Here is a 21,212-nt window from a genome sequence, read left to right on the forward strand (position 1 = left end):
GGGGAGAAGCGGGACCTGTTTAACCACCGGACTCCTTGATTACTTGTTCAACTATGCCAGTTCGCCACTTTTAGGACTTTGCGTGTCATCAACGAAGCAAGCCGGTATGCGACGCTACCCCCGCTCCCTTCAAGCCTGCCGTCGGGTGGCAGGCCCGAGGTTTTAAGCGGCTGCCCTGTTTGAGCAGCGCGACGTTAGCGCGCTGCGAGTTCAGCCGCGCCTCGGGCCTGACGGGACCCGGCGGGAAGCCGTAGGCCAGGCTTGCAGGGCGGCCTTTGGGGTGTCTACGTGCGAATCTTTGATTCGCTCAGTGATAGGGAATTTGGCCGAGCAAATTCCCCTTCCTGCCCGCCGGGCAGCCCCGGCAATCAAAATCATCATCCGCGCAGCGGATACAAAAAGTTGATTCGCCCCAATCTCACGACGTCAGGCTGGCATACAGCCTGGTCAACGCCTGCGGCAAGCGCTCCGCCTGCCGCACCAGCGCATAACCGTTGAGGCCGAACAGATGCGGCAGGTAGTCGCCCGCCTCGCGGTCTATGGTGACGCAGAACGGCGTCAGGCCGGCGCGGCGGGCTTCCAACACCGCCTGGCGCGTGTCCTCTATGCCGTAGCGGCCTTCGTAATGGTCCAGATCGTTGGGCTTGCCGTCCGAGATCAGCAACAACAAACGGCGCTGCGCCGGCCGCTGGCTCAGGATGCGGGTGCACTGGCGGATGGCCGCGCCCATGCGGGTGTAGTAGCCGGGCCGGATGGCGAGGATGCGGCCGCGGGCGGCGTCGTCGTAACGGTCGGCAAAGTCTTTCAGGATCTGCAAGCGCACTTCCTGCCGCCGCAGCGAGGAAAAGCCGTACAGGCCGAAGTCGTCGCCGCTGGCGCTCAAAGCCTCGGCGAACAGCAGCAGGCTGTCGCGGATCACGTCGATCACCCGGCCGGTTTCGCCCAGCCAGCTTTCGGTGGACAGCGACAGGTCGGCCAGGGTCAGGCAGGCCAGGCTGCGTTCGCCCGGCGGCCAGTCCTGGTACAGCGCCGGCTCGCTGAGCGCCGCGCCGCCGCGCCGTTCGGCGAGGAAGCGAATCAGCCGGTCCAGATCGATGTCCGGCCCGGCGGTTTCGCCGCTGCGCCGACGGCGCTCCGGCGCCAGCGCCTGGAATTGCCGCCGCAGCCGGCGCGCCAGCGGCTGCAAGCGTTCCGGCAACGGCGCCGGCGCGGCGTCGCGCGGCAGCATCGGCCGCAGCAGGCAGTGGTCCTCCACCAGGCATTGCCGCTTCCAGTGCCATTCCGGCAGCTTGATGCCCGGCCCCAGCGGGGTGTCGTCGTAGGCGGCGGCCGGCAGGTCCAGATCGAAGCGCAGCCGGCTGCCGCGGGTATGGGCGTCCTGGCCCAGGGTCAGCCGGTTCATGTCTTCGGCGGCGATTTCGCCGTTGCCGTTGCCGTTGCCGTCATCGTCGTCGTCATTGTGGCGGTTGACCTTGACGTATTCGTCCCAGGTAAACAGGCTTTCCGCGCGGAACACCATCAGCATGCCGTTCTTGCGCTGGTCCTGCTCCATGCGCCGGGCGCGGTAGCGGCGGCGTTGGCGCTGGGCGTCCTTGCCGCCGCCGCGCTCGCCGTCGGCATGGCGGCTGCCCTGCCCTTCGGCCTCCGTCAGCGGCGGTTCCGGGTGCAGCCACAGCGGCACCGGCTGCGGCGGCCGGCTCAACGGCGGCAGCGTCACGGCGTGTTCCGGCCAGCTCAACGCCGCCTGTATCGCGCGCTCCACCGCGGCTTCCGCCGGCGGCAGACCGGAGGGGTTCGGCCGCTGCGCCAAGGCGGCCGCCGCCAGCCGGCGGTAAACGGCGGCCAGGCCCGGCATGTCCGCCAAGGCGCGCGCCGCGGCCAGGCGGTTGCGGCTCAGCCAGTCGCCGTCGCTGTCGGCGGCGTAGGCGGCCTGGGCCAGCAGCCAGAAGTAACAGTCGCGGTTGAGGGCGGCGCTGGGAAAGCAGTCGATGCGCTCGGGCAGGTAGAGCGCCTGGCTGTCCCGCCAGGCCAGCTCCATCCGCGCGCCGGTGCCGGCCAGCCGTTGCAGCCAGCCGCGCCGCGCGCCGTGTTCGGTGCCCACGGTGGAGCGCAGCGCCAGCGCCGGGTCGCCGCCCATCGCGCGGAAGAACAGCGGCGCTTGCGCCGTCACCTGCGCCAGCTCCGCCGCGTATTCCGGAAAGCCGCGCCGCGCCGCGCGCCGCGCCAGTTTGTCCCACCAGCCGCCGACAATGTCTTCCATGCCGTTCAGCCGGGGAATTGGGTCTGGATCACCGCCAGCAGCGCCGCCACGGTATCGGCGTCGTCGCTCAGCGGTTCCGCCAGCGCGGTGCGGCAGGCTTGCCAGGGCGGCAAGCCGGCCTGGATCAGTTTGGCGGCGTACACCAGCAGCCGCGTGCTGGCGGCTTCTTCCAGGTCGTAGCCGGACAAGCGCCGCAGCTGGCCGGCCAGCGTCACCAGTTGGCGCGCCAGCGCTTCGCCTATCCCGCTTTCCAGCATCAGCACGCCGATTTCCACTTCCGGCGGCGGAAAATCGAAGCTCATGGCGACAAAACGCTGGCGAGTGCTGGGCTTCAGCGTTTTCAGCACGTGTTGGTAACCGGGGTTGTAGGACACCACCAGCATGAAGCCCGGCGGCGCTTGCAGCACTTCGCCGGTGCGTTCCACCGGCAGGATGCGGCGGTCGTCGGTCAGCGGGTGCAGCACCACGGTGGTGTCCTTGCGCGCTTCCACCACTTCGTCCAGGTAGCAGATGCCGCCTATCCGCACCGCGCGGGTCAGCGGACCGTCGCACCAGACGGTGGCGCCGTCGGCGATCAGGTGGCGGCCCACCAGGTCGGCGGCGCTCAGGTCGTCGTGGCAGGAGACGGTGATCAACGGCAGGCCGAGCCGCGCCGCCATATGGGCGACGAAGCGGGTCTTGCCGCAGCCGGTGGGCCCCTTGATCAGCACCGGCAGTTGCTGGCGCCAGGCGGCTTCGAACAGCTCGCACTCGGCGCCTTGCGGCTGATAGAAGGGGACGGGGATAGTCAGGAGTTCAGGCGCGTTCATCGGCGTTCCTTCAGATAAAGCTGAGCAGCAGCGCGGCCGACACCAGCGCCAGCCAGCCCTGCACCAGCGCGCGCAGCCAGCGAGGCGCGTCGCGCAAGCCCATATAGCGCTCCACCAGCAACACGCCCTTGAGCCAGGCCAGGCCCAGCGCGATCAGCGCCAGATGCGGCGGCCGGCCGCCTTCGGCCAGCCAGGCGGCCAGCAGGGTCAGCCCGGACAACAACAGCCACAGGCCGGTTTGCGCGAGAGGAGTGGGATGAGTCATGAGGGCATGATGCCGATGCGGCGCGGCGGCCGCCTTGATGCGAAATAAGGCTTTGCGCGGCCGTTCTATCTCGCCACGTAGACCAGGGCGAACAACAGCAACCACACCAGATCCACCATATGCCAGTAGGCGGCGGCGGTTTCCACCTCGTCCATCGATCCCGGCTTGTAACGGCCGTCGCGGGCCAGCCGCCACACCGCCGCCACAATCACCATGCCCAACACCACATGCAGGAAGTGAAACACCGTCAACGACAGGTAGAACATCCAGAAGTCGTTGCTGGACATGGTAATCCCTTGCAAGGCCTTGCTCACCAGCTCATAGCCTTTCGAACCGAGAAAGCCGCCGCCGGCCAGCAGGGTCAGCGCCAGCCAGCGCCGTCCGGCGCGTTGCCGGTCGGCGGAAAAGGCGCTGAGCGCGGCCAGGACAGCGGCGCTGCCGGCCAGCAGCAGCAGGGTGTTGAGCGTGGGCAGGCCCAGCTCCAGTTCGCCCTGCCCTGCCGCGAACAGCGCCGGCTGTTGCCGGCGGGTCCAGGCGTAGGCCAGGAAGAACACGCCGAACACCGCCAGCTCGGCCAGGATGAAACACCACATCGCCAGATCGCCCGGCACGCGGCGCTCCGGCGGCGCGCTTAATCCCATAAGGGCCTCCATCTTGCTCTATCCGATTTCCTAGGGTTCCAGGGGTGCCGCTTGCAAGGTGCGAGGAAGCCGCGTGCTCGACGCGCTCCAACTCCCTTCAAGCCTGCCGACGGGTGGCAGGCCCGAGGTTTTAAGCTGCTGCTTGTTCGAGCACCGCGACGTTAGCGCGGTGCGAGTTCAGCCGCGCCTCGGGCCTGACGGGAACCGGCGGGAAGCCGCAGGCCAGGCTTGCAGGGCGGCCTTTGGGGTGAAGGGGAATTTGGCCGCGCAAATTCCCCTTCCTGCTCGCCGGGCAGCCCCGGCAATCAAAATCATTATCCGCGCAGCGGATTCAGATCATGAGCACACTCAAAACTACCCTCAATCCTCGCGCTTGCCGGTAACGAAGAAGCTGATCACGTACAACACCAGCCCGCAGAAGAAGCTGATGCCGAACACCCAACGCCCCCAGTAGATGGGCATGATCCGTTCCTGCGTTTCCATGAAGGACAGCGGCGTGGCGGACATCCGCTGCAACCACACCTGGACCGCGCCGGCGGCGGTCAGGCACAAGGTGATGGCCACGATGGACAGGGTCATCACCCAAAACGCGGTTTTTTCCACCTTCTGCGCCTGCGCGCAATTGGCCTCGCGCCCGCGCAGCAGCGGCATGGTGTAGGAGATCATGGTCAGCACCACCATCACGTAAGCGCCGTAGAAGGCCATGTGGCCGTGGGAGGCGGTCACCTGGGTGCCGTGGGTGTAGTAGTTGACCACCGACAGCGTGCCGATGAAGCCCCACACCCCGGCGCCGAGGAAGGACATCACCCCGGTGCCCAGCGCCCACAAGGTGGCGGCCTGGTTGGGGTGTTCGCGGCGGCGGCGTTTGACCATATTGAAGGCGAACAGGGTCATCATGAAGAAGGGCACCGGCTCCAGCGCGGAGAAAATGGAGCCCCACAGCTGCCAGTAAGCCGGCACGCCTATCCAGAAATAATGGTGGCCGGTGCCGATGATGCCGGTGATCAGGGTCATGGCGATGATCAGGTACAGCCATTTTTCGATCACCTCGCGGTCCACCCCGGTCACTTTCACCAGGACGAAGGCCAGCATCGCGCCCATGATCAGTTCCCACACGCCTTCCACCCACAGGTGCACCACCCACCACCAGTAGTACTTGTCCAGCACCAGGTTGTTGGGATTGACGAAGGAGAACAAGAAGAACACGGCCAGGCCCCACAGGCCCAGCATCATCACGATGCTGATGCTGGTCTTGCGGCCGGCCAACAGGGTCATGGACAGGTTGTAGAGGAAGGACAGCGCCACCAACACGATGCCCACCTTGGTGATCAGCGGCTGTTCCAGATAGCCGCGGCCCATGGTGGGCAGCAGATCGTTGCCGGTGAGCCGGGCCAGCTCATGGTAGGGCAGGCCCAGGTAGCCGAGTATGGTCAGCGCGCCGGCCACCAGGAACACCCAGAAGGTGATGATGGCCAGCCGCGGGCTGTGCAGTTCGCGCTCGCTCTCCTCCGGGATCAGGTAATAGCCGGCGCCCATGAAGCCGAACAGCAGCCAGACGATCAGCAGGTTGGTGTGCACCATGCGGGCGGTGCCGAAGGGCACGGCGGGAAACAGGAAATCGCCGATCACGTATTGCAGGCCGATGATCAGACCAAACACGATCTGACCAATAAACAGGCCGATGGCGGCGATGAAATAGGGTTTGGCCACGGCCTGCGAGCGGTAGCGCACCTGCGCGACAGCTGCGGTCGCGCCGCGCGGCGGCGTGGCCACGGTAGCGTTGCTCATTGTGTTCTCCAAAGATGAAGGGATGGGACGGGATCAGCCCTCGATATTGGGCGGCCAGTTATTGGTGTTGATCTGCGACGCGTACTTCAGGAAGGCCACCAGGTCGTCCAGCTCGGCCGGGTTCAGATGGAACTGCGGCATCTGGCGGCGGCCCGGCGCGTTGGTCGGCATCGCCTGCATCCAGCCCTTGATGAATTCCGGGCCGCGGCGCACGTAGACGTTGCCCAGCTCCGGCCCAAAGTAAGCGCCCTCGCCCAGCAGGGTGTGGCAGCCGCCGCAACTGCGCGTCTCCCAGATCTTCTTGCCGCGCACCGCTTGTTCGGTGAGTTGGGCCTTGGCGTTATGGCTGGGCAGGGCCAGGGTGGTGTCCAGGGTCAGCCCCAGAAACAACAGGAAAAAGAAAACCGAGCCGCCGTAAAAAATATTGCGGGCGGTCGATTTGGTGAAGCTCGCGCTCATCATGTCCTCCTCGAATGCTTGCACCGCCAGCGCGGTACTCGGGCCGAACTGTACGGATTCGGGCATCCCGGGAGCATTGATTCGAATCAACGATTTCCGGCCCTCCGGTTTCCTACACTGGCGCCATCCGCCATCGCCAACCGCAAGGAGGCCGCCATGATCCGCCCTGTCACCCCCCTTCCCCGCGCCGGACTGAACGCCGCCGCCCCGCCCTTTCCGCCCGGCAGCGTCGCGCTCTTGGGCGCCGGCCCCGGCTGCGCCGATCTGCTTACCGTGCGCGCCGCGCAGCGCCTGGCCCAGGCCGACGCGGTGCTGTACGACCACCTGATAGACGCCGAGATCCTGCAACTGGCGCCGCCCTCGGCCCGGCGCGTCTGCGTCGGCAAGCGCGCCAGCCGCCACACCTTGCCGCAGGCCGAAATCAACCAGTTGATGATCGCGCTGGCGCGCCAGGGCCTGCGCGTGGCGCGGCTGAAGGGCGGCGATCCCTTCATGTTCGGCCGCGGCGGCGAGGAGATGCGCGCGCTGCTGGCCGCCGGCATCCGCTGCGAGGCGGTGCCTGGCGTCAGCGCGGCGCTGGGCGCGGCGGCCAGCCTGGCGCTGCCGCTGACCCACCGCGACTACGCCCAGGGCTGCCGCTTCGTCACCGGCCACCGCCGCGAAGGCGCGTCGGCGCTGGCCTGGACCGCGGACAGCGGGCCGGACGAAACCGTGGTGGTCTATATGGGCTTGGGCGAGGCCGCCGTCATCGCGGAGCGGCTGCTAAGCCATGGCCGCGCGCCGGATACGCCGGTGGCCATTGTCGAGCAGGCCTGTATGCCGGGCGAGCGCTGCGTCTGCGGCCGCTTGTCCGAGCTGGGCCGGCTGGCGGAGCAATACCGGCTGCGCGCGCCGGCGCTGTTGATCATAGGCGGGGTGGTGCGCTTGCATCAGGAACTGGCGGCGCTGCGCGCGGGGCTGGGCCAGGGTTTGGGATTCCTTGATCCCGGTCATTCAGCCGCCCCCGCCGCAGCGGCCATACTGCGCGCTCCATCCCACGAGTACACGCCATGAGCGCCATCGACACCCTTGTTGAGCAACACCGCGCCTGCGACGCGCGCTTCGCCGATTGCGAAACCGCGGCCCGCGCGCAGGACTGGGCCTTGGCCCTGAGCCATTTCCAGGCTTTCCGCCGGGAGATGGAAGCGCATTTCGCCGTTGAAGAAGACGCGCTGTTCCCGGCTTTCGAAGCCGCCAGCGGCAGCAGCATGGGGCCGACCCGCATCATGCGCATGGAGCATCAGGACATGCGGGATTTGCTGGAGGACATGGACGAGGCGCTGGCCGCGCAGCATCTGCAAGCTTTCCTGGGCCTGAACGACACCCTGCTCATCCTGATGCAGCAACACAATATGAAGGAAGAAAACGTGCTCTACCCCATGTGCGCGCAAGCGCTGCCGGAGATGGCGGAGTTGATTGCGGAGGGCGCGCAGCCATGACCCCGCAAGACCTGCGCCACCTGGCGCCGCCCGAGCCGATGGAGATCATCCTGGACGCCGCCGAACAGATGCGGCCCGGCGACAGCCTCGCCTGGGTGCTGCCCCACCATCCCACCCCGCTGCTGCCCATGCTGGAAAAAGCCGGCCTGCTGTATCGCTTTGAACTGTCGGGGGACGGCGGCGTCGTGCTGATTCTGAGTCGGTTATGAGCCAGGCCTGGCTGGACTACCAGCAGGCGCCGCCGCTATGGCTGCCGCTGGCCCATATGCTAGCCGCGCCCTGCTGGCTGCTGACGACGGCGGCCTTATTGGCGATGCTGCCTGACGGCGCGCCCTCGCGCTTTCTACCCGAGGTGCTGGCGCTGACCCACGCTCTGGCGCTGGGCGTGCTGGGCAATGCGATGCTGGGATCCTTGTGGCAGTTGCTGGCGGTCACGGCGGGGGTGCCGATTCCGCATCCGCGCCGGCTGCTACTGGCTTGTTTTCTGCCCTTGCAGGCCGGCTGCGCGCTTCTGGTGGCCGGCTTTCACCAGGGCCTGTCGCCGCTGTGGCTGCAGGCGGGCACCGCACTGCTGACGCCGGCCTTGCTGACGCCGGCGCTGTTCGGCCTGCGCGGCTTGCTGCGCAGCCCGGCGCGGGACGCCGGCAGCCGGGGCCTGCGGCTGGCGCTGTGCGCCCTGGCCGTCGCCGCCTGTCTTGGCGCGGCCCTGGTGTTGCTGCTGGGCGGCCGCGTCGCGCTGCCCTTGGGCCCCTTGCTGGACAATCACGTGCTGTGGGCGGCGCTGGGCTGGCTGTGGCTGCTGGTGCTGTCGGTGGCGCGCACGGTGATCTCGATGTTTCTGGTCACGCCGCCGCCGGCGACGGGGCGGCTGTCGCGGGAAACGCTGTTGTTCGGTCTGCTGTGTCTGAGCAGCGCCGCGCTGATCTGGGGGGCGCCCGTCGCCGTCGACAGCCTGCTGACCGCGCTGGGCTTATTCGTGCTGTGGCAGGGCCTGCGGCAGTTGAACGCCTTGGGGCGCAGCCAGCGCCGCGCCGACCCTTTGCGCCGCGGCTGGCAAGCCTGCCTGATCTGGATGACGGCGGCCGCGCCGTGCGCGCTCGCCGCGCGGCTGCTGCCGCTGTCGGAATCACCGCCCATGCTGGCCGGCTGGCTCTGGCTGGGCGGCTTCGGCCTGGGCGCGGTGCTCGCCATGCAGGGCAAGATCCTGCCCTTCCTCGCCTGGCTGGACCTGAAGCAGCGCGGCCTGCCCAGGCGGCAATTGCCGGCCACCCATGAGTTGCTGGGCGAGGCCGCGCACCGCCGGCTGCTGAGCCTGCACGGCGTCTGGGTCGGCTGCGGCCTGGCCTGGATCATCGGCGGCTACCGCCTGCCGCTGTACGCCGCCACGCTGGGCCTGGGGCTTTACTGGGCCGGACTGGCCGCGGCCTTGTTGCGTCGCTATCTCGCCGGCCGGCTCGCCTTGGCCTGAGAACCTGTTCAAAGTCTGCCGCGCTTCGGCGATACGGCGTTGAACAGGTTCCGAAGCCGACGGAGCCGCGCCCCAAAAACAAACCCGCGCCGGCAAAGCGGGCGCGGGTGAGGGCGATGGCTCAGCCTATCGTCAGTCCCACTGCAAAGCGCCCTTCTTCCATTCATAGATGAAGCCGACGACCAGCACGCCCAGGAACACCGCCATCGCGCCCAGGCCAAAACCGCCCAGCTCCTTCAACGTCACCGCCCAGGGGATCATGAAGGCGACTTCCAGATCGAACAGGATGAACAAGATGGCCACCAGGTAGTAGCGGACGTCGAAGCGCATGCGCGCGTCTTCGAAAGCCTCGAAGCCGCATTCATACGGCGACAGTTTTTCCGGATCCGGCCGATTAGGCCCCAGCAACTTGCCCATCAGCAGCGGCACCACGCCCACCAGCAGTCCGACAACGATGAATAACAGGATGGGAAAGTAATTCTGCAGCATGGGGCCTACTCCTCCGAATGGTTTGGAAAGAGAGATAGACCACCCCCAAGCGCCAAGTTTGCACCTTGGGGGAAATATACCGTTGGAAAGCGGCCCGTCATGACGACCAGGCCGGGGGGAGAGCAACGGGGATATCGGTTACACTGAGGTTTCCCGCGCCGTCCGGCCACCCCGAGCGACGCGGCTCACGGCCCCGCGTCCGATCGGACCCGCTCGCCCCCGCCGCTCCGCGGCAAGCTCGCCCGCCACCCGCGGCCAGGCAGACATACCACCGCTTCGCCGGACACCTCGCTCACAACTCATATCAAGCTTCGGCGCTGCGGACCGCTCTTTCACACGACCCATGACAACACAGGGCCGCCAACGCCTGCGCGGCCCGCCACACCAAAGGTCTTGTCCATGCATCATGCTCTCCAAACTTTATTGGACCGGGTCCGCCTGCGCGACCCGGAACAGACCGAATTCCACCAGGCTGCGGCGGAAGTGCTGCACGGCCTGGACGATTTCCTCGGCAGCCATCCGCACCTCTTCGACCACGGCCTGCTGGAGCGGCTGCTGGAACCGGAGCGCGTCATCCTATTCCGCGTGTCCTGGGTGGACGATCACGGCCGCGTCCAGGTCAACCGCGGCTACCGGGTGCAGATGAACAGCGCGCTGGGCCCGTACAAGGGCGGCCTGCGCTTCCACCCCTCGGTGACGCTGGGCACGCTGAAATTCCTGGCTTTCGAACAAACCTTCAAGAACGCCTTGACCGGCCTGCCGCTGGGCGGCGCCAAAGGCGGCGCTGACTTCGACCCCAAGGGCAAAAGCGAGGGCGAGGTGATGCGTTTTTGCCAGGCTTTCGCCAGCGAGCTGTTCCGCCACATCGGCGCCGAAACCGATGTGCCGGCCGGCGACATCGGCGTCGGAGCGCGCGAGATCGGCTATCTGTTCGGACAGCACAAGCGCTTGAGCAATCAGTTTTCCGGCGTGTTCACCGGCAAAGGGCCGAGCTACGGCGGCAGCCTGATGCGGCCGGAGGCCACCGGCTACGGCCTGGCGTATTTCGTCGAACGCATGCTGGCCACGCGCGGACAAACGCTGGCCGGCCAACGCGCGGCCTTGTCCGGCTCAGGCAACGTCGCGCTGTACGCGGCGGAAAAGCTGCTGGCGCTGGGCGTCCGGGTGATCAGCCTGTCGGATTCGGAAGGCACGCTCAGCCTGCCGGACGGCCTCAGCCCGGACTTGCTGGCGGCCTTGGTTGAACACAAGCACCAGCGCCGCGGCCGGCTGGCCGCTTTCGCCGCCCACCACGGCCTGGACTTTCTCCTTGGACAGCGGCCGTGGCGTTTGCGCTGCGATATCGCGCTGCCCTGCGCCACGCAAAACGAGCTGGACGCCGACGACGCGGAAGCCTTGTTGGCCAATGGCTGCTTCTGCGTGGCGGAAGGGGCCAATATGCCCTGCTCCGCCCAAGCGGCGCAGCGCTTTCAGCGGGCCGGCGCGCTGTACGCGCCCGGCAAGGCGTCCAACGCCGGCGGCGTGGCGGTGTCCGGCCTGGAAATGAGCCAGAACGCCACCCACCTGCCCTGGAGCGCTCAGGAAGTGGACGCCCGGCTGCGCAGGATCATGGAGGAGATTCATGAGGCCTGCGTGCGGCATGGAAGTCAGCCGGACGGCGCGGTCGACTACGCCCGCGGCGCCAATGTGGCGGCCTTCGGCAAGGTGGCCGCGGCGATGCTGGCGCAAGGCGTGATCTGAGCTAGCCACCCATGCAAAAGCCCCGCCGGAAGGCGGGGCTATGCAGTATTGAATGGAAAGCGTTTTTAGAACCTGTTCACGATCTTAGAACAACTGGTCTTTGACGTTCTCCACCGCATCCTGAGCGGCCGGCTTGTCCGGCGTCTCGCTGGCGCCGCCGCTGGCGTCGCCGCCCGCGCCCGGCACCGCGCCGTGGTTATCCACCTTCAGTTCCGGATTGGTCTTCTGGAATTCTTCGTAGTAGTACTCGTCGCCGCCGCGCTGGCCGGCGCCGGCCTTGACCACGAGGCCTTCCGGCACCGGCATGTCCACTTCCGGCTGGCCCTTGAGCGCGTTGGCCATGTAGTTGATCCATACCGGCAGCGCCGCGGTGCCGCCGTAGCCATAACGGCCCAGCGAGCGCGGCTGATCGAAGCCCACCCAGGCGGCGGCCACCAGATTGGGGTTGTAGCCGACGAACCAGGCGTCCTTCCAATCCGAGGTGGTGCCGGTCTTGCCGGCCAGATCGGTGCGGCCCAGGCTCATCGCACGGTAGCCGGTGCCGTAGCGCACCACGTCCTTGAGCATGGAGCTCATGATGAAGGCGTTGCGCGGGTCTATCGCCTGCGGCGCGTTCTGACCGGCGACGGTGGGCACGGTCTTGGCCAGCACGCGTCCGGACTGGTCTTCGATGCGGTCGATGAAATAGCCTTTGCTGCGGTAGCCGCCGTTGGCGAACACCGAGTAGCCCTCCACCATCTGCAGCGGCGTCACCGCGCCGGCGCCCAGCGCCATGGTCAGATAGGCCGGATGCTGCTTGGCGGCGAAGCCGAAACGCTGGATGTACTGCTGGGCGTAATCGGTGCCGGTAGCCATCAGCACCCGCACCGACACCAGGTTTTTGGACTGGGTCAGGCCGCCGCGCATGGTGATCATGCCGGCGAATTTGCCGTTGTCGTTCTTGGGCTCCCAGCGCTGACCGTCCGCGCCCACCACCGACAGCGGCGCGTCGTTGATCATCGTCGACGGCGTCAGGCCGCGCTCAATGCCGGCGGAGTAGATGAAGGGCTTGAAGGTGGAGCCGGGCTGACGCCAGGCCTGGGTCACATGGTTGAAGCTGCGACGGTTGAAGTCGAAACCGCCCACCAGCGAGCGGATCGCGCCGGTGCGGGTATCCATGGACACGAAAGCGCCCTCCACTTCCGGCATTTGCACGATTTCCCAATAGCCTTTTTCATGCGCGCGGATGCGGATCACCGAGCCGCGACGGATCTGCTGCGCGGCGCTGGCCTTGCCGCCCAGAGCGCGGCGGGCGAAATCCAGGCCGTTGCCCTTGATCACCGCCACCTTGCCGCCGCGCATATAGGCGCGCACTTCCGACGGACTGGCGGACAAGACGATGGCCGGCAGCATGTCGCCGCTGTCGCGCAGCTCGCTGATGGCGTCGTCCAGCGCCTCGGTCTGCTGCTCGCCTTCGGCGCCGGACAGTTCCACCGTGCTCTCCGGGCCGCGGTAGCCCATCTTGCGGTCGTAATCCACCAGGCCAGCGCGCAAGGCGTCGTACGCCCATTTCTGATGGCGGCTGTCCAGGGTGGTGTAGACCTTGAAACCTTCGGTGTACGCCGATTCGCGATAGCGTTCATACATCGCCTGGCGCACCATTTCCGCCACATACTGCGCCGGCTGGCTGCTGCTGTCCGCGCTCTGGCTGGCCAGCTTCATCGGCTCGGCCAAGGCGGCGTCGTATTGCTCCTGAGTGATGAAGTTGAGCTCGCGCATCCGGCGCAGCACGTATTGCTGGCGCAGACGGGCGCGGTCCGGGTTGACGATGGGGTTGTAGGCGGACGGCGCCTTGGGCAGGCCGGCCAGCATCGCCATTTCCGCCACGGACAAGTCCGCCAGCGGCTTGCCGTAATAAGCCTGAGCCGCGGCGGAGAAGCCGTAGGCGCGCTGCCCCAGATAGATCTGGTTGAAGTACAGCTCCAGGATCTGGTCCTTGGTCAGCGTGTGTTCGATCTTGAAGGCCAGCAGCGCTTCGTTGAACTTGCGGGTAAAGGTTTTCTCGCTGGACAGGAAGAAATTCTTGGCTACCTGCATAGTGATGGTGCTGGCGCCGGAACGGGCGTGTCCGGACACCAGATTGCCCACTGCCGCGCGCACAACGCCGACATAATCGACGCCGCTGTGCTGGTAGAAACGCTCGTCCTCTGCCGCCATCACCGCCTGCTTCATCAGCTGCGGCACTTCGTGGATGCGGGAGAAAGAACGACGCTCTTCGCCGAATTCGCCTATCAGTTGATTATCGGCGGAATATACGCGAAGGGGAATTTTCGGACGATAGTCCGTCAGTACATCAAGACTCGGCAAGCGCGGGTAGGTTATGATGATTGCAATGGCGCCTGCGCCAGCAACCAATACGGCTCCACCTAGAAACAGACCTGCAAGTATTGCGAGGATTCGTCTTAGCATATTTACAATGGGCTTTCACTGGAAACCGGATTATAACGTCTTGTGAAAGCAGGCAAGACAAACAATGGCAGCGACAGGCCAAAAAACTGTCGCATAGGACCAATCGAGGCACCTGATGCTTATCGACAAACTCAAATCCGCCCCTCCCTGGCTAGAACAACTTGGATTGGGGAAGGCTAAAAATGTTCCAATGTTGGGACTGGATATCAGCAGCACCGCCATCAAACTGGTGGAGCTATCCCGCTCGGGTAAAAATTGCCAGGTTGAGCGCTATGTGATTGAAATCTTGCCCAAAGACGCGATCAGCGACGGCAACCTGGTGGACATCGAAGGCATAGCGGAAACCCTGCGCCGCGCCTGGAAGCGGCTGGGCAGCCCCACCCGCCACGTCGCCATCGCCATTCCCACGGCGATGGCTATCTATAAGAAGCTGCTGGTGCCGGTCAGCCAAACCGACAACTTGGCGGAATTGATCGAATCCGAAGCCAATCAGAGCATTCCCTTCCCGCTGGAAGAGGTGAACCTGGACCATCAGGTGCTGGGGCCGGCGCCGTCCAGCATCGACGATCTGGAAGTGCTGCTTTGCGCCGCCCGCAAGGAAAAAGTGGAAGAGCGCGTGGCGGTGGTGGAAATGGCCGGCCTGCGCGCTCAGGTAGTGGACGTCGAGTCCTTCGCCATGATGACGGCTTTCGAACAAGTCGAGCAGCAGTTGCCGGAACAGGGCATGAACCAGACCTTCGCCCTGTTCGACATCGGCGCCACCCGCATTCACTGCAACGTCATCCGCAACAACCAGCAAGTTTATTACCGCGAACAAGTGTTCGGCGGCCAGCAATTGACGCGCGACATCCAGCGCCGCTACGGCATCAGCTACGAAGAAGCGGAAAGCGGCAAACGCGGGATGAGCCTGCCGGACGGTTATGAGTCCGAACTGATGCATCCTTTCGTCGACTCGCTGGCGCAGGAGATACAGCGCGCGCTGCAGTTCTTCTACACCACGGTCAGCGTGTCGCAATACCTGCGCGTCGACTACATCCTGCTGGCCGGCGGCTGCAGCATGCTGCCGGGCCTGGACGACGCGGTGGCCGGCCGCACCCAGATCAGCACCATGATCGCCAACCCGTTCAGCACCATGGTGCAATCCAGCCATATCCGTCTGAAGGAACTGCTGATGGACGCGCCGGCGCTGCTGGTGGCCTGTGGCTTGGCCATGCGGAGGTTCGACTGATGATACGCATCAACCTCCTCCCGCACCGCGAACAGAAAAAAGCGGCGCATCGCCTGCGCTTCCAGGTGATGTTGGGACTCACGCTGGTGGCCTCGCTAACCTTGGTGGTGCTCAGCTATCTGATCATCGGCAGCCGCCTGTCCCATCAACAACAGCGCAACGATTTCCTGCAAGGCGAAATCTCCAAGCTGGACAGCCAGATCAAGAATATCGGCACCTTGAAAAAGCAACGCGACGATCTGCTGTCCCGCAAGCAACTGGTGGAACGGCTGGAACAGGGCCGCAACGAGGGCGTGCACGTTTTCGACCAACTGGTGCGCCAGACCCCGGACGGCGTTTATCTGAAAAGCTTCAAACAGGCCGGCAACCAATTCACGCTGTCCGGCTACGCGCTGTCCGGCGCTCGGGTTTCCAACTATATGCGCAGCCTGGCGCAATCCAATGTTTTTGACGTGCCGGTGCTGGTCGAAGTGAAGGCCGCCAGCATCAACGGCCAGCGCGCCAACGAATTCACCCTGAACTGCAGCCTGCGTGAAGCCGCCCCGCCCAAAACCGGCCAGCCCGCCGCCGCCCCCGGAGCCAAACCATGACGCTGGACGAATTGCGCACGCTGGATCCCAAGGACATCACCAATTGGCCGCTGCAGGGCCAGGCCATCGCGCTGGCGCTGCTGGTCGCCTGCTTCGTCGGCCTCGGTTACTTCTTCGTGCTCAGCGATGAACTGGACCGCCTCAACGGCGCCAAGCAACAGGAAGAGCAGCTCAAGCAGACTTATGTCGACAAGAAGCGCCAGGCGGTCAATCTGGACGCGCTGCAACAGCAATTGAAGGAGATCGACGCCTCCTTCGGCGCCCTGCTCAAGCAACTGCCGACCAAATCCAATATGGACACGCTGCTGACCGAGATCAACCAGGCCGGCATCGGCCGCGGGCTACAGTTCGAGCTGTTCCGGCCCAATCCGGAAATCAAGACGGCCGAGATGGCGGAAGTGCCGATCACCATTCGCCTGACCGGCAGCTATAACGACTTGGCCGCCTTCGTCAGCGATGTGGCGCAGTTGTCCCGCATCGTCACCATCGTCGACATCAGCCTGACGCCGGACGCCAAGGGACCGCGCCTGACCATGGACGCCACCGCCAAGACTTTCCGCGCGCTGGAGCCCGAGGAGCGGGCCGCGCAGCCGGCCCCCGCCAACAAGTGAGCCGCAAACCCCATGACAAGAACTCTCGCTTGCTTACTGCCCTTGTTGCTCGCCGCCTGCGGCAGCAGCGACACCGATGATCTGCGCCAGTGGATGCAAACCAGCACCCAGGGCCTGCGCGGCCAGATTGAGCCGCTGCCCCAGGCGCAGCCCTACCAGCCGTTCGCCTACCAGGCCTTCGACCTGCTAGACCCCTTCAATTCGCAGAAACTCGCCGCGGCCAAGAACCAGAACCTGGCGAACGCGCCGGACATGAAGCGGCCGCGCGAAGCGCTGGAAAACTACGATCTGGACAAGTTGAAGATAGTCGGCGTCATCCGCCGCGGCGGCGCCAACTACGGCCTGGTACGCACGCCGGAAGGCGCGATTTACCGCGTTCAGGCCGGTAATTTTGTCGGGCCCAATTTCGGCCAGATCAAGAAAGTCGGCGACACGGACATCCAGTTGACTGAGACCGTGGAAGATTTGAACGGAGAATGGGTGCAGCGCAACACCAGCATGTACCTGGACGAACAAGGGCAAAACAAATGAGCAAGCACTCCATCAAACTGTTGTCCGGGCTGGGCCTGTCCCTGCTGTTCAGTTTCGCCGACGCCGGCCCGGCGATCACCGCGATCCAGCTCGCCAACGGCGACGGCGACCAACAGGTGCTGCAAGTCAGCTTTGACGGCCCCGCCGTCCAGCCCAACAGCTTCGCCATCGCCAACCCTCCGCGCATTGCCTTCGACTTCGCCGGCGCCAGCGTCAAGATGGCCAAGCCGCAGCAAGACTTCGGCGGCCCGCTGGTAAAATCCGCGGTGGCGGTGGAGGCCAACGGCCGTTCCCGGCTGGTGCTCAGCCTAAGCCGCAACGCGCTGTACAGCAGCAGCGTGGCCGGCAACACGCTGCGGGTCACGCTGAACCCGAACCTGGGCAACGCCGCTCAAGCCGCCACGCCGGTGGAGCGCCCCGCGGCAAGCCAGCAAACAGCCGCGCGCCCAAGCCAGGCCCAGATCGCCAGCGCTCAGCCGCTGGCGCTGGACTTCCGCCGCGGCAAGAACGGCGAAGGCCGGGTGGAGATCAAGCTGCCGTCCGCCAATACCCCGGTCGATATCCGTCGCGAAGGCAAACAATTGCTGGTGGACGTACTGGGCACTCAACTGGACAGGCAGAATCAGCGACGCCTGGATGTGTCCGACTTCGGCACCCCGGTGTCCAAGATCGACGCCCGCAATCAGGGCGGCAACAGCCGCATCCAGATCCAGCCGCAAGGCGACTGGGATTTCTCCTCCTACCAGACCGACGGCCAGTTGGTCGTCGAAATTCGCCGGCCGGCGCCGGAATCCGCAGCCAGCGCCGACGCCAACCAGAAACCGCAGTACAAAGGCGACAAGCTGTCTCTAAACTTCCAGAACATCGAAGTGCGCACCGTCTTGCAGGTGATCGCCGAATTCACCGGCCTCAACATCGTCACCAGCGACTCGGTCAACGGCAATATCACGCTGCGACTGAAAGACGTACCCTGGGACCAGGCGCTGGACCTCATCCTGCAAACCAAGGGCCTGGACCAGCGCCGCGCCGGCAACATCATTCAGATTGCGCCGCGCGAGGAGTTGCTGGCGCGCGACAAGCAGGTGCAGGAGGCCAGGCAGCAACTGGCCACGCTGGAACCGGTACGTTCGGAAACCTTCGTTCTGCGCTACCGCTCGGCGGAGGATTTCAAAAAGGTGCTGGACGGCACGAACACCACCGGCAAGAAGGAAAGCATCCTGACCGAGCGCGGCAGCGCGCTGATCGACCCTAAGACCAATACCCTGATCATCAACGACACCGGCAGCACCATAGACAAGATCCGCGACATCATAGGCAAGACCGATGTGCCGGTGAAACAGGTGCTGATCGAAGCGCGCATCGTCGAGGCCACCGACAACTGGAGCCGCAATCTGGGCGTCAAGCTGTCCTATGACCGTTTTACCAGCAACGGCATCATTTCCGGCGGCGGGCTGGACAACGCCATCACCAACGCGAATGGTCGCCTAAACAACGCCACCGCCACCCCCTATGTAATCAAGCCCGGCATCAATCTACCAATCACCAACCCCGCCGGCTCCCTAACCGCACTGTACACCGTTGGCAAATCAGCCATCATCGGTCTGGAGTTGCAGGCGCTGCAGACCGAGAACAAGGGACGGGTGATCTCCAGTCCACGCATCATGACCGCGGACCGGCAGGAAGCCACCATCGAACAGGGCACGGAGATCCCCTATCAAGAGGCCTCGTCCAGCGGCGCCACCTCCACCTCGTTCAAAAAGGCGGTGCTCAGCCTGAACGTCAAGCCGCAGATCACGCCGGACAACCACGTGATGCTGGACATCAAGGTCAACAAGGACAGCGTCAGCCCTACGCTGACCGTGGGAGGCACTCCGGCACTGGACACCAAGAAGGTCACCACCCAGGTGCTGGTGGAGAACGGCGGCACGGTGGTGATAGGCGGCATTTACCAGCAACAAATCAGCGATGTCGTCAACAAAGTGCCGCTGCTCGGCGACATTCCCTTCTTGGGCGCCCTGTTCCGAAGCTCGCAGAAGTACGACAACCGCACTGAATTGCTGGTCTTCATCACACCGCGCGTGGTGGAGGACCTGAGCGGCAATAATCAGTAAAACCCCGGCCCCGGCAGCGCCCCAGGCGCTGCTGCAACGCCGAAAGACAGCGCGGCCAAGCTCGGCTACAATGCCTGCCATGGAGAAACCGGCAGGCAATTTTTTTCTGGTCGGCTTGATGGGCGCGGGCAAGACCACGGTAGGCCGAGCTTTGGCGCGGCGCACCGACAAAACCTTTTACGACTCTGACCACGAGATCGAGGCCAGGACCGGCGTACGCGTCGCGACCATCTTCGACATCGAAGGCGAACTGCGCTTCCGCGACCGGGAAACCTCGGTCATCGCCGACCTCGCCCGCCTGGACAACATCGTGCTGGCCACCGGCGGCGGCGCCGTCATCCGTCCTCAAAACCGCGCCTGCCTGGCCGCTCACGGCACCGTGATCTATCTGCGCGCCACCATAGACGATTTGCTGGCCCGCACCCTGCACGACAAAAACCGCCCATTGCTGCAGATCGCCAACCCCAGGGGCAAGCTGGAAAGCCTGTTTCAGGAACGCGACCCCTTGTACCGCGAAGTTGCCGACATCGTCGTCGACACCACGCAGCAGAATGTCAGCCTGCTGGTTGCCCATCTGATGGAGCAGCTCTCCGCCCTCCCCCCCAAACACCGCCCCGAACAAGGAAGCTGATTGTGATTACTCTCGACCTGATCCTGCCCGACACCCGTTACCCGATTCACATTGGCCGGGACTTGCTGGAACAGGTCGAGTTGCTGCTTCCCCATCTACCCTTGCCCAAGGTCGCCATCATCAGCAACGAGACCGTGGCGCCGCTGTATCTGGCCCGGCTGCAGCAAGCGCTGGCCCGGCACCGGATCGATTCCTTCAGCGTTGTCTTGCCGGATGGCGAGCAGCATAAGGACTGGAACACGCTGAACCTGATTTTCGACGCGCTGCTGTCGCGCAACGCCGAACGCAAGACCACCTTGATCGCGCTGGGCGGCGGCGTCGTCGGCGACATGACCGGCTTTGCCGCCGCCTGCTATCAACGCGGCGCGCCCTTTATCCAGATCCCCACCACCTTGCTGGCGCAGGTCGACTCCTCGGTCGGCGGCAAGACCGCGATCAACCATCCGCAAGGCAAGAACATGATAGGCGCGTTCTACCAGCCCAAGGCGGTGATCGCCGACATGTCGCTGCTGGACACGCTGCCGGAGCGCGAGTTGTCCGCCGGCCTCGCCGAAGTGATCAAGTACGGTCTGCTGGGCGACGCCGCCTTCCTAGGCTGGCTGGAAGAGAACATGCCGCGCCTGCGCGCGCGCGACCCCGACGCGCTGCAGCACGCGGTCAAGCGAAGCTGCGAGATGAAGGCGGACATCGTCGGCCAGGATGAAAAGGAGCAAGGCGTGCGCGCCCTGCTCAATCTGGGCCACACCTTCGGCCACGCCATCGAAGCCGGCCTGGGCTACGGCGTCTGGCTGCACGGCGAAGCCATCGGCGCCGGCATGGTGCTGGCCGCCGCCGCCTCCGCCGAATTGGGCTGGCTGTCCTCCGCAGACGTTGAACGCGTGCGCGGCCTGGTGGCCGCCGCCGGCCTGCCGGTCAAGAGCCCGCGGATGCCGATGGCGCGCTGGCTGGAGCTGATGAGCCACGACAAGAAGGTGGAAGCCGGCACCATCCGATTTGTGCTATTGCAACAACTGGGCCAAGCCACTATTCAGGCCGGCCTGCCCTCTGCAATACTCGAGAAAATACTGAACAGCAATAGTTAGCGTTCAAACGGCATCGGTACAGATCCGATAAGGATTTCTACGGATTGCCGCTAGCGCCGCTTCATCAGAATAATGAATCTACCGGAGATGGAGAAGGCCGGCTGGTCAGCCCCGCATAAAGCTTGAAGCCAGAGCGCACAATATCGGGGAACCGCCGGCGAGGCCAAGTCGTTGCAAAGCGGAAGGGGAGAAGCCACATGGTAGCGTTGAGCGCGTTTGCCGCCAGTTTTGGACTGATGGCGGGATATTACGCCCTGCAATTCTTATGGAAGAAAGTACGTTACACCAAGCCGTGTCAGCGCGGCATCGATCCGGTGGGCGAGGCGGAAGTTTTCCTCGCCTATGGCCGTACCCGCGACGCGGTGCGGGTGCTGAAGGATTCGCTGCGCGACAATCCGGACGATCTGCCGGCCAAGGTCACTTTGTTGCGAGCCTACTCCAGCGAATGCAATCGCGAGGCCTACTGCCTGCTGGCGCGCGACGTTCAGTCGCAAGTGCAAGACCAGCCGGTTTGGCACACCATTCAGGAGAACGGCCGTCGCTTAGCGCCGCAGGACCCGCTGTTCGAAATCAAGCTCTGAGA

The 21,212-nt window shown here is 65.0% G+C and carries 21 protein-coding genes; 13 read left to right on the plus strand and 8 right to left on the minus strand.

Annotated features, from left to right (window positions below; all coding sequences use genetic code 11):
* Window positions 1–418: 418 nt before the first annotated feature.
* The 6 genes from HA052_RS12590 to HA052_RS12615 all read right to left on the minus strand — a co-directional run bounded on the left by HA052_RS12590 (window position 419) and on the right by HA052_RS12615 (window position 6,288).
* Window positions 419–2,260 carry a nitric oxide reductase activation protein NorD gene (locus HA052_RS12590; RefSeq protein ID WP_166452186.1) on the minus strand — a complete coding sequence of 614 codons (1,842 nt, stop codon included), beginning with the start codon at window positions 2,258–2,260 and terminating at the stop codon, window positions 419–421.
* A gap of 5 nt (window positions 2,261–2,265) precedes the next feature.
* Entirely contained in the window at window positions 2,266–3,069 is an 804-nt protein-coding gene (locus HA052_RS12595; protein ID WP_107800714.1) for a CbbQ/NirQ/NorQ/GpvN family protein, read from the minus strand.
* A 10-nt stretch (window positions 3,070–3,079) separates the two neighbouring features.
* Entirely contained in the window at window positions 3,080–3,334 is a 255-nt protein-coding gene (locus HA052_RS12600; protein WP_048414063.1) for a cytochrome C oxidase subunit IV family protein, read from the minus strand.
* A 65-nt stretch (window positions 3,335–3,399) separates the two neighbouring features.
* Window positions 3,400–3,975 (minus strand): cytochrome c oxidase subunit 3, encoded by a 576-nt coding sequence (locus HA052_RS12605; RefSeq protein ID WP_240937351.1) that lies wholly within the window; start codon window positions 3,973–3,975, stop codon window positions 3,400–3,402.
* A gap of 360 nt (window positions 3,976–4,335) precedes the next feature.
* A complete protein-coding gene (locus tag HA052_RS12610) occupies window positions 4,336–5,763 on the minus strand; it encodes a cbb3-type cytochrome c oxidase subunit I (RefSeq protein WP_048409438.1) in 1,428 nt (475 codons plus the stop codon).
* 33 nt (window positions 5,764–5,796) lie between these two features.
* On the minus strand, window positions 5,797–6,288 hold the full coding sequence (locus HA052_RS12615; RefSeq protein WP_277345094.1) for a c-type cytochrome: 492 nt from the start codon (window positions 6,286–6,288) through the stop codon (window positions 5,797–5,799).
* Between the two features lie 90 nt (window positions 6,289–6,378).
* On the opposite strand from HA052_RS12615, the gene cobA reads away from it, so the two are divergent.
* The 4 genes from cobA to HA052_RS12635 are packed head-to-tail and all read left to right on the plus strand — an operon-like array spanning window position 6,379 to window position 9,168.
* On the plus strand, window positions 6,379–7,275 hold the full coding sequence (gene cobA, locus HA052_RS12620) for a uroporphyrinogen-III C-methyltransferase (protein WP_166452188.1): 897 nt from the start codon (window positions 6,379–6,381) through the stop codon (window positions 7,273–7,275).
* Complete coding sequence (locus HA052_RS12625; RefSeq protein WP_048409437.1) at window positions 7,272–7,700, plus strand: hemerythrin domain-containing protein; 429 nt, start codon at window positions 7,272–7,274, stop codon at window positions 7,698–7,700. The genes cobA and HA052_RS12625 overlap by 4 nt, the downstream gene beginning before the upstream one ends.
* Window positions 7,697–7,909 carry a DUF2249 domain-containing protein gene (locus HA052_RS12630; RefSeq protein WP_166452189.1) on the plus strand — a complete coding sequence of 71 codons (213 nt, stop codon included), beginning with the start codon at window positions 7,697–7,699 and terminating at the stop codon, window positions 7,907–7,909. Before HA052_RS12625 ends, HA052_RS12630 begins: the two co-directional genes overlap by 4 nt.
* Window positions 7,906–9,168: a hypothetical protein gene (locus HA052_RS12635; protein ID WP_166452190.1), complete on the plus strand. Its 1,263-nt coding sequence runs from the start codon at window positions 7,906–7,908 to the stop codon at window positions 9,166–9,168. Before HA052_RS12630 ends, HA052_RS12635 begins: the two co-directional genes overlap by 4 nt.
* Before the next feature lie 132 nt (window positions 9,169–9,300).
* Here the strand turns inward: HA052_RS12635 and HA052_RS12640 are convergent, their stop codons facing one another.
* The gene (locus HA052_RS12640; RefSeq protein ID WP_019103334.1) at window positions 9,301–9,657 is read right to left on the minus strand and encodes an NADH-quinone oxidoreductase subunit A; all 357 of its coding nucleotides are present in this window, start codon (window positions 9,655–9,657) and stop codon (window positions 9,301–9,303) included.
* Between the two features lie 399 nt (window positions 9,658–10,056).
* Here HA052_RS12640 and gdhA point away from each other — a divergent pair, with 399 nt between their 5' ends.
* Window positions 10,057–11,397 (plus strand): NADP-specific glutamate dehydrogenase, encoded by a 1,341-nt coding sequence (gdhA, locus tag HA052_RS12645; protein WP_166452191.1) that lies wholly within the window; start codon window positions 10,057–10,059, stop codon window positions 11,395–11,397.
* An 84-nt stretch (window positions 11,398–11,481) separates the two neighbouring features.
* Here the strand turns inward: gdhA and HA052_RS12650 are convergent, their stop codons facing one another.
* Window positions 11,482–13,845, minus strand: a complete 2,364-nt coding sequence (locus tag HA052_RS12650) for a penicillin-binding protein 1A (RefSeq protein ID WP_166452192.1) — start codon at window positions 13,843–13,845, stop codon at window positions 11,482–11,484.
* A gap of 190 nt (window positions 13,846–14,035) precedes the next feature.
* Between HA052_RS12650 and HA052_RS12655 the strand changes: the two genes are divergently transcribed.
* From HA052_RS12655 to HA052_RS12690, 8 genes are all read left to right on the plus strand, one after another.
* Window positions 14,036–15,073, plus strand: coding sequence for a pilus assembly protein PilM (locus HA052_RS12655; protein ID WP_240937353.1), 1,038 nt, complete (start codon window positions 14,036–14,038; stop codon window positions 15,071–15,073).
* A complete protein-coding gene (locus tag HA052_RS12660) occupies window positions 15,073–15,663 on the plus strand; it encodes a PilN domain-containing protein (RefSeq protein ID WP_166452193.1) in 591 nt (196 codons plus the stop codon). The genes HA052_RS12655 and HA052_RS12660 overlap by 1 nt, the downstream gene beginning before the upstream one ends.
* The gene (locus HA052_RS12665; RefSeq protein ID WP_166452194.1) at window positions 15,660–16,274 is read left to right on the plus strand and encodes a type IV pilus inner membrane component PilO; all 615 of its coding nucleotides are present in this window, start codon (window positions 15,660–15,662) and stop codon (window positions 16,272–16,274) included. The genes HA052_RS12660 and HA052_RS12665 overlap by 4 nt, the downstream gene beginning before the upstream one ends.
* Before the next feature lie 12 nt (window positions 16,275–16,286).
* A complete protein-coding gene (locus HA052_RS12670; protein WP_081549015.1) occupies window positions 16,287–16,805 on the plus strand; it encodes a pilus assembly protein PilP in 519 nt (172 codons plus the stop codon).
* Window positions 16,802–18,916 (plus strand): type IV pilus secretin PilQ, encoded by a 2,115-nt coding sequence (locus HA052_RS12675; protein ID WP_166452195.1) that lies wholly within the window; start codon window positions 16,802–16,804, stop codon window positions 18,914–18,916. The genes HA052_RS12670 and HA052_RS12675 overlap by 4 nt, the downstream gene beginning before the upstream one ends.
* Before the next feature lie 70 nt (window positions 18,917–18,986).
* Entirely contained in the window at window positions 18,987–19,547 is a 561-nt protein-coding gene (aroK, locus tag HA052_RS12680; protein WP_166452196.1) for a shikimate kinase AroK, read from the plus strand.
* A 2-nt stretch (window positions 19,548–19,549) separates the two neighbouring features.
* Entirely contained in the window at window positions 19,550–20,629 is a 1,080-nt protein-coding gene (gene aroB, locus HA052_RS12685) for a 3-dehydroquinate synthase (protein WP_166452197.1), read from the plus strand.
* Window positions 20,630–20,826: 197 nt separating this feature from the next.
* Window positions 20,827–21,210 carry a type IV pilus assembly protein FimV gene (locus HA052_RS12690; protein ID WP_240937354.1) on the plus strand — a complete coding sequence of 128 codons (384 nt, stop codon included), beginning with the start codon at window positions 20,827–20,829 and terminating at the stop codon, window positions 21,208–21,210.
* Window positions 21,211–21,212: the final 2 nt, after the last annotated feature.

This window comes from Chromobacterium fluminis (genome assembly GCF_011602385.1).
Classification (GTDB): domain Bacteria; phylum Pseudomonadota; class Gammaproteobacteria; order Burkholderiales; family Chromobacteriaceae; genus Chromobacterium; species Chromobacterium fluminis.

What these genes read in the sequence shown, in the direction of transcription:
- HA052_RS12690 (WP_240937354.1), top strand. Translation starts at nt 20,827, where the DNA reads ATGGTAGCGTTGAGCGCGTTTGCCGCCAGTTTTGGACTGATGGCGGGA.
- HA052_RS12670 (WP_081549015.1), top strand. Translation starts at nt 16,287, where the DNA reads ATGACAAGAACTCTCGCTTGCTTACTGCCCTTGTTGCTCGCCGCCTGC.
- HA052_RS12675 (WP_166452195.1), top strand. Translation starts at nt 16,802, where the DNA reads ATGAGCAAGCACTCCATCAAACTGTTGTCCGGGCTGGGCCTGTCCCTG.
- HA052_RS12600 (WP_048414063.1), bottom strand. Translation starts at nt 3,334, where the DNA reads ATGACTCATCCCACTCCTCTCGCGCAAACCGGCCTGTGGCTGTTGTTG.
- HA052_RS12615 (WP_277345094.1), bottom strand. Translation starts at nt 6,288, where the DNA reads ATGCCCGAATCCGTACAGTTCGGCCCGAGTACCGCGCTGGCGGTGCAA.
- HA052_RS12630 (WP_166452189.1), top strand. Translation starts at nt 7,697, where the DNA reads ATGACCCCGCAAGACCTGCGCCACCTGGCGCCGCCCGAGCCGATGGAG.
- HA052_RS12635 (WP_166452190.1), top strand. Translation starts at nt 7,906, where the DNA reads ATGAGCCAGGCCTGGCTGGACTACCAGCAGGCGCCGCCGCTATGGCTG.
- HA052_RS12610 (WP_048409438.1), bottom strand. Translation starts at nt 5,763, where the DNA reads ATGAGCAACGCTACCGTGGCCACGCCGCCGCGCGGCGCGACCGCAGCT.
- HA052_RS12640 (WP_019103334.1), bottom strand. Translation starts at nt 9,657, where the DNA reads ATGCTGCAGAATTACTTTCCCATCCTGTTATTCATCGTTGTCGGACTG.
- HA052_RS12595 (WP_107800714.1), bottom strand. Translation starts at nt 3,069, where the DNA reads ATGAACGCGCCTGAACTCCTGACTATCCCCGTCCCCTTCTATCAGCCG.
- HA052_RS12665 (WP_166452194.1), top strand. Translation starts at nt 15,660, where the DNA reads ATGACGCTGGACGAATTGCGCACGCTGGATCCCAAGGACATCACCAAT.
- gdhA (WP_166452191.1), top strand. Translation starts at nt 10,057, where the DNA reads ATGCATCATGCTCTCCAAACTTTATTGGACCGGGTCCGCCTGCGCGAC.
- HA052_RS12590 (WP_166452186.1), bottom strand. Translation starts at nt 2,260, where the DNA reads ATGGAAGACATTGTCGGCGGCTGGTGGGACAAACTGGCGCGGCGCGCG.
- HA052_RS12605 (WP_240937351.1), bottom strand. Translation starts at nt 3,975, where the DNA reads ATGGGATTAAGCGCGCCGCCGGAGCGCCGCGTGCCGGGCGATCTGGCG.
- HA052_RS12625 (WP_048409437.1), top strand. Translation starts at nt 7,272, where the DNA reads ATGAGCGCCATCGACACCCTTGTTGAGCAACACCGCGCCTGCGACGCG.
- HA052_RS12655 (WP_240937353.1), top strand. Translation starts at nt 14,036, where the DNA reads ATGTTGGGACTGGATATCAGCAGCACCGCCATCAAACTGGTGGAGCTA.
- HA052_RS12650 (WP_166452192.1), bottom strand. Translation starts at nt 13,845, where the DNA reads ATGCTAAGACGAATCCTCGCAATACTTGCAGGTCTGTTTCTAGGTGGA.
- HA052_RS12660 (WP_166452193.1), top strand. Translation starts at nt 15,073, where the DNA reads ATGATACGCATCAACCTCCTCCCGCACCGCGAACAGAAAAAAGCGGCG.
- cobA (WP_166452188.1), top strand. Translation starts at nt 6,379, where the DNA reads ATGATCCGCCCTGTCACCCCCCTTCCCCGCGCCGGACTGAACGCCGCC.
- aroK (WP_166452196.1), top strand. Translation starts at nt 18,987, where the DNA reads ATGCCTGCCATGGAGAAACCGGCAGGCAATTTTTTTCTGGTCGGCTTG.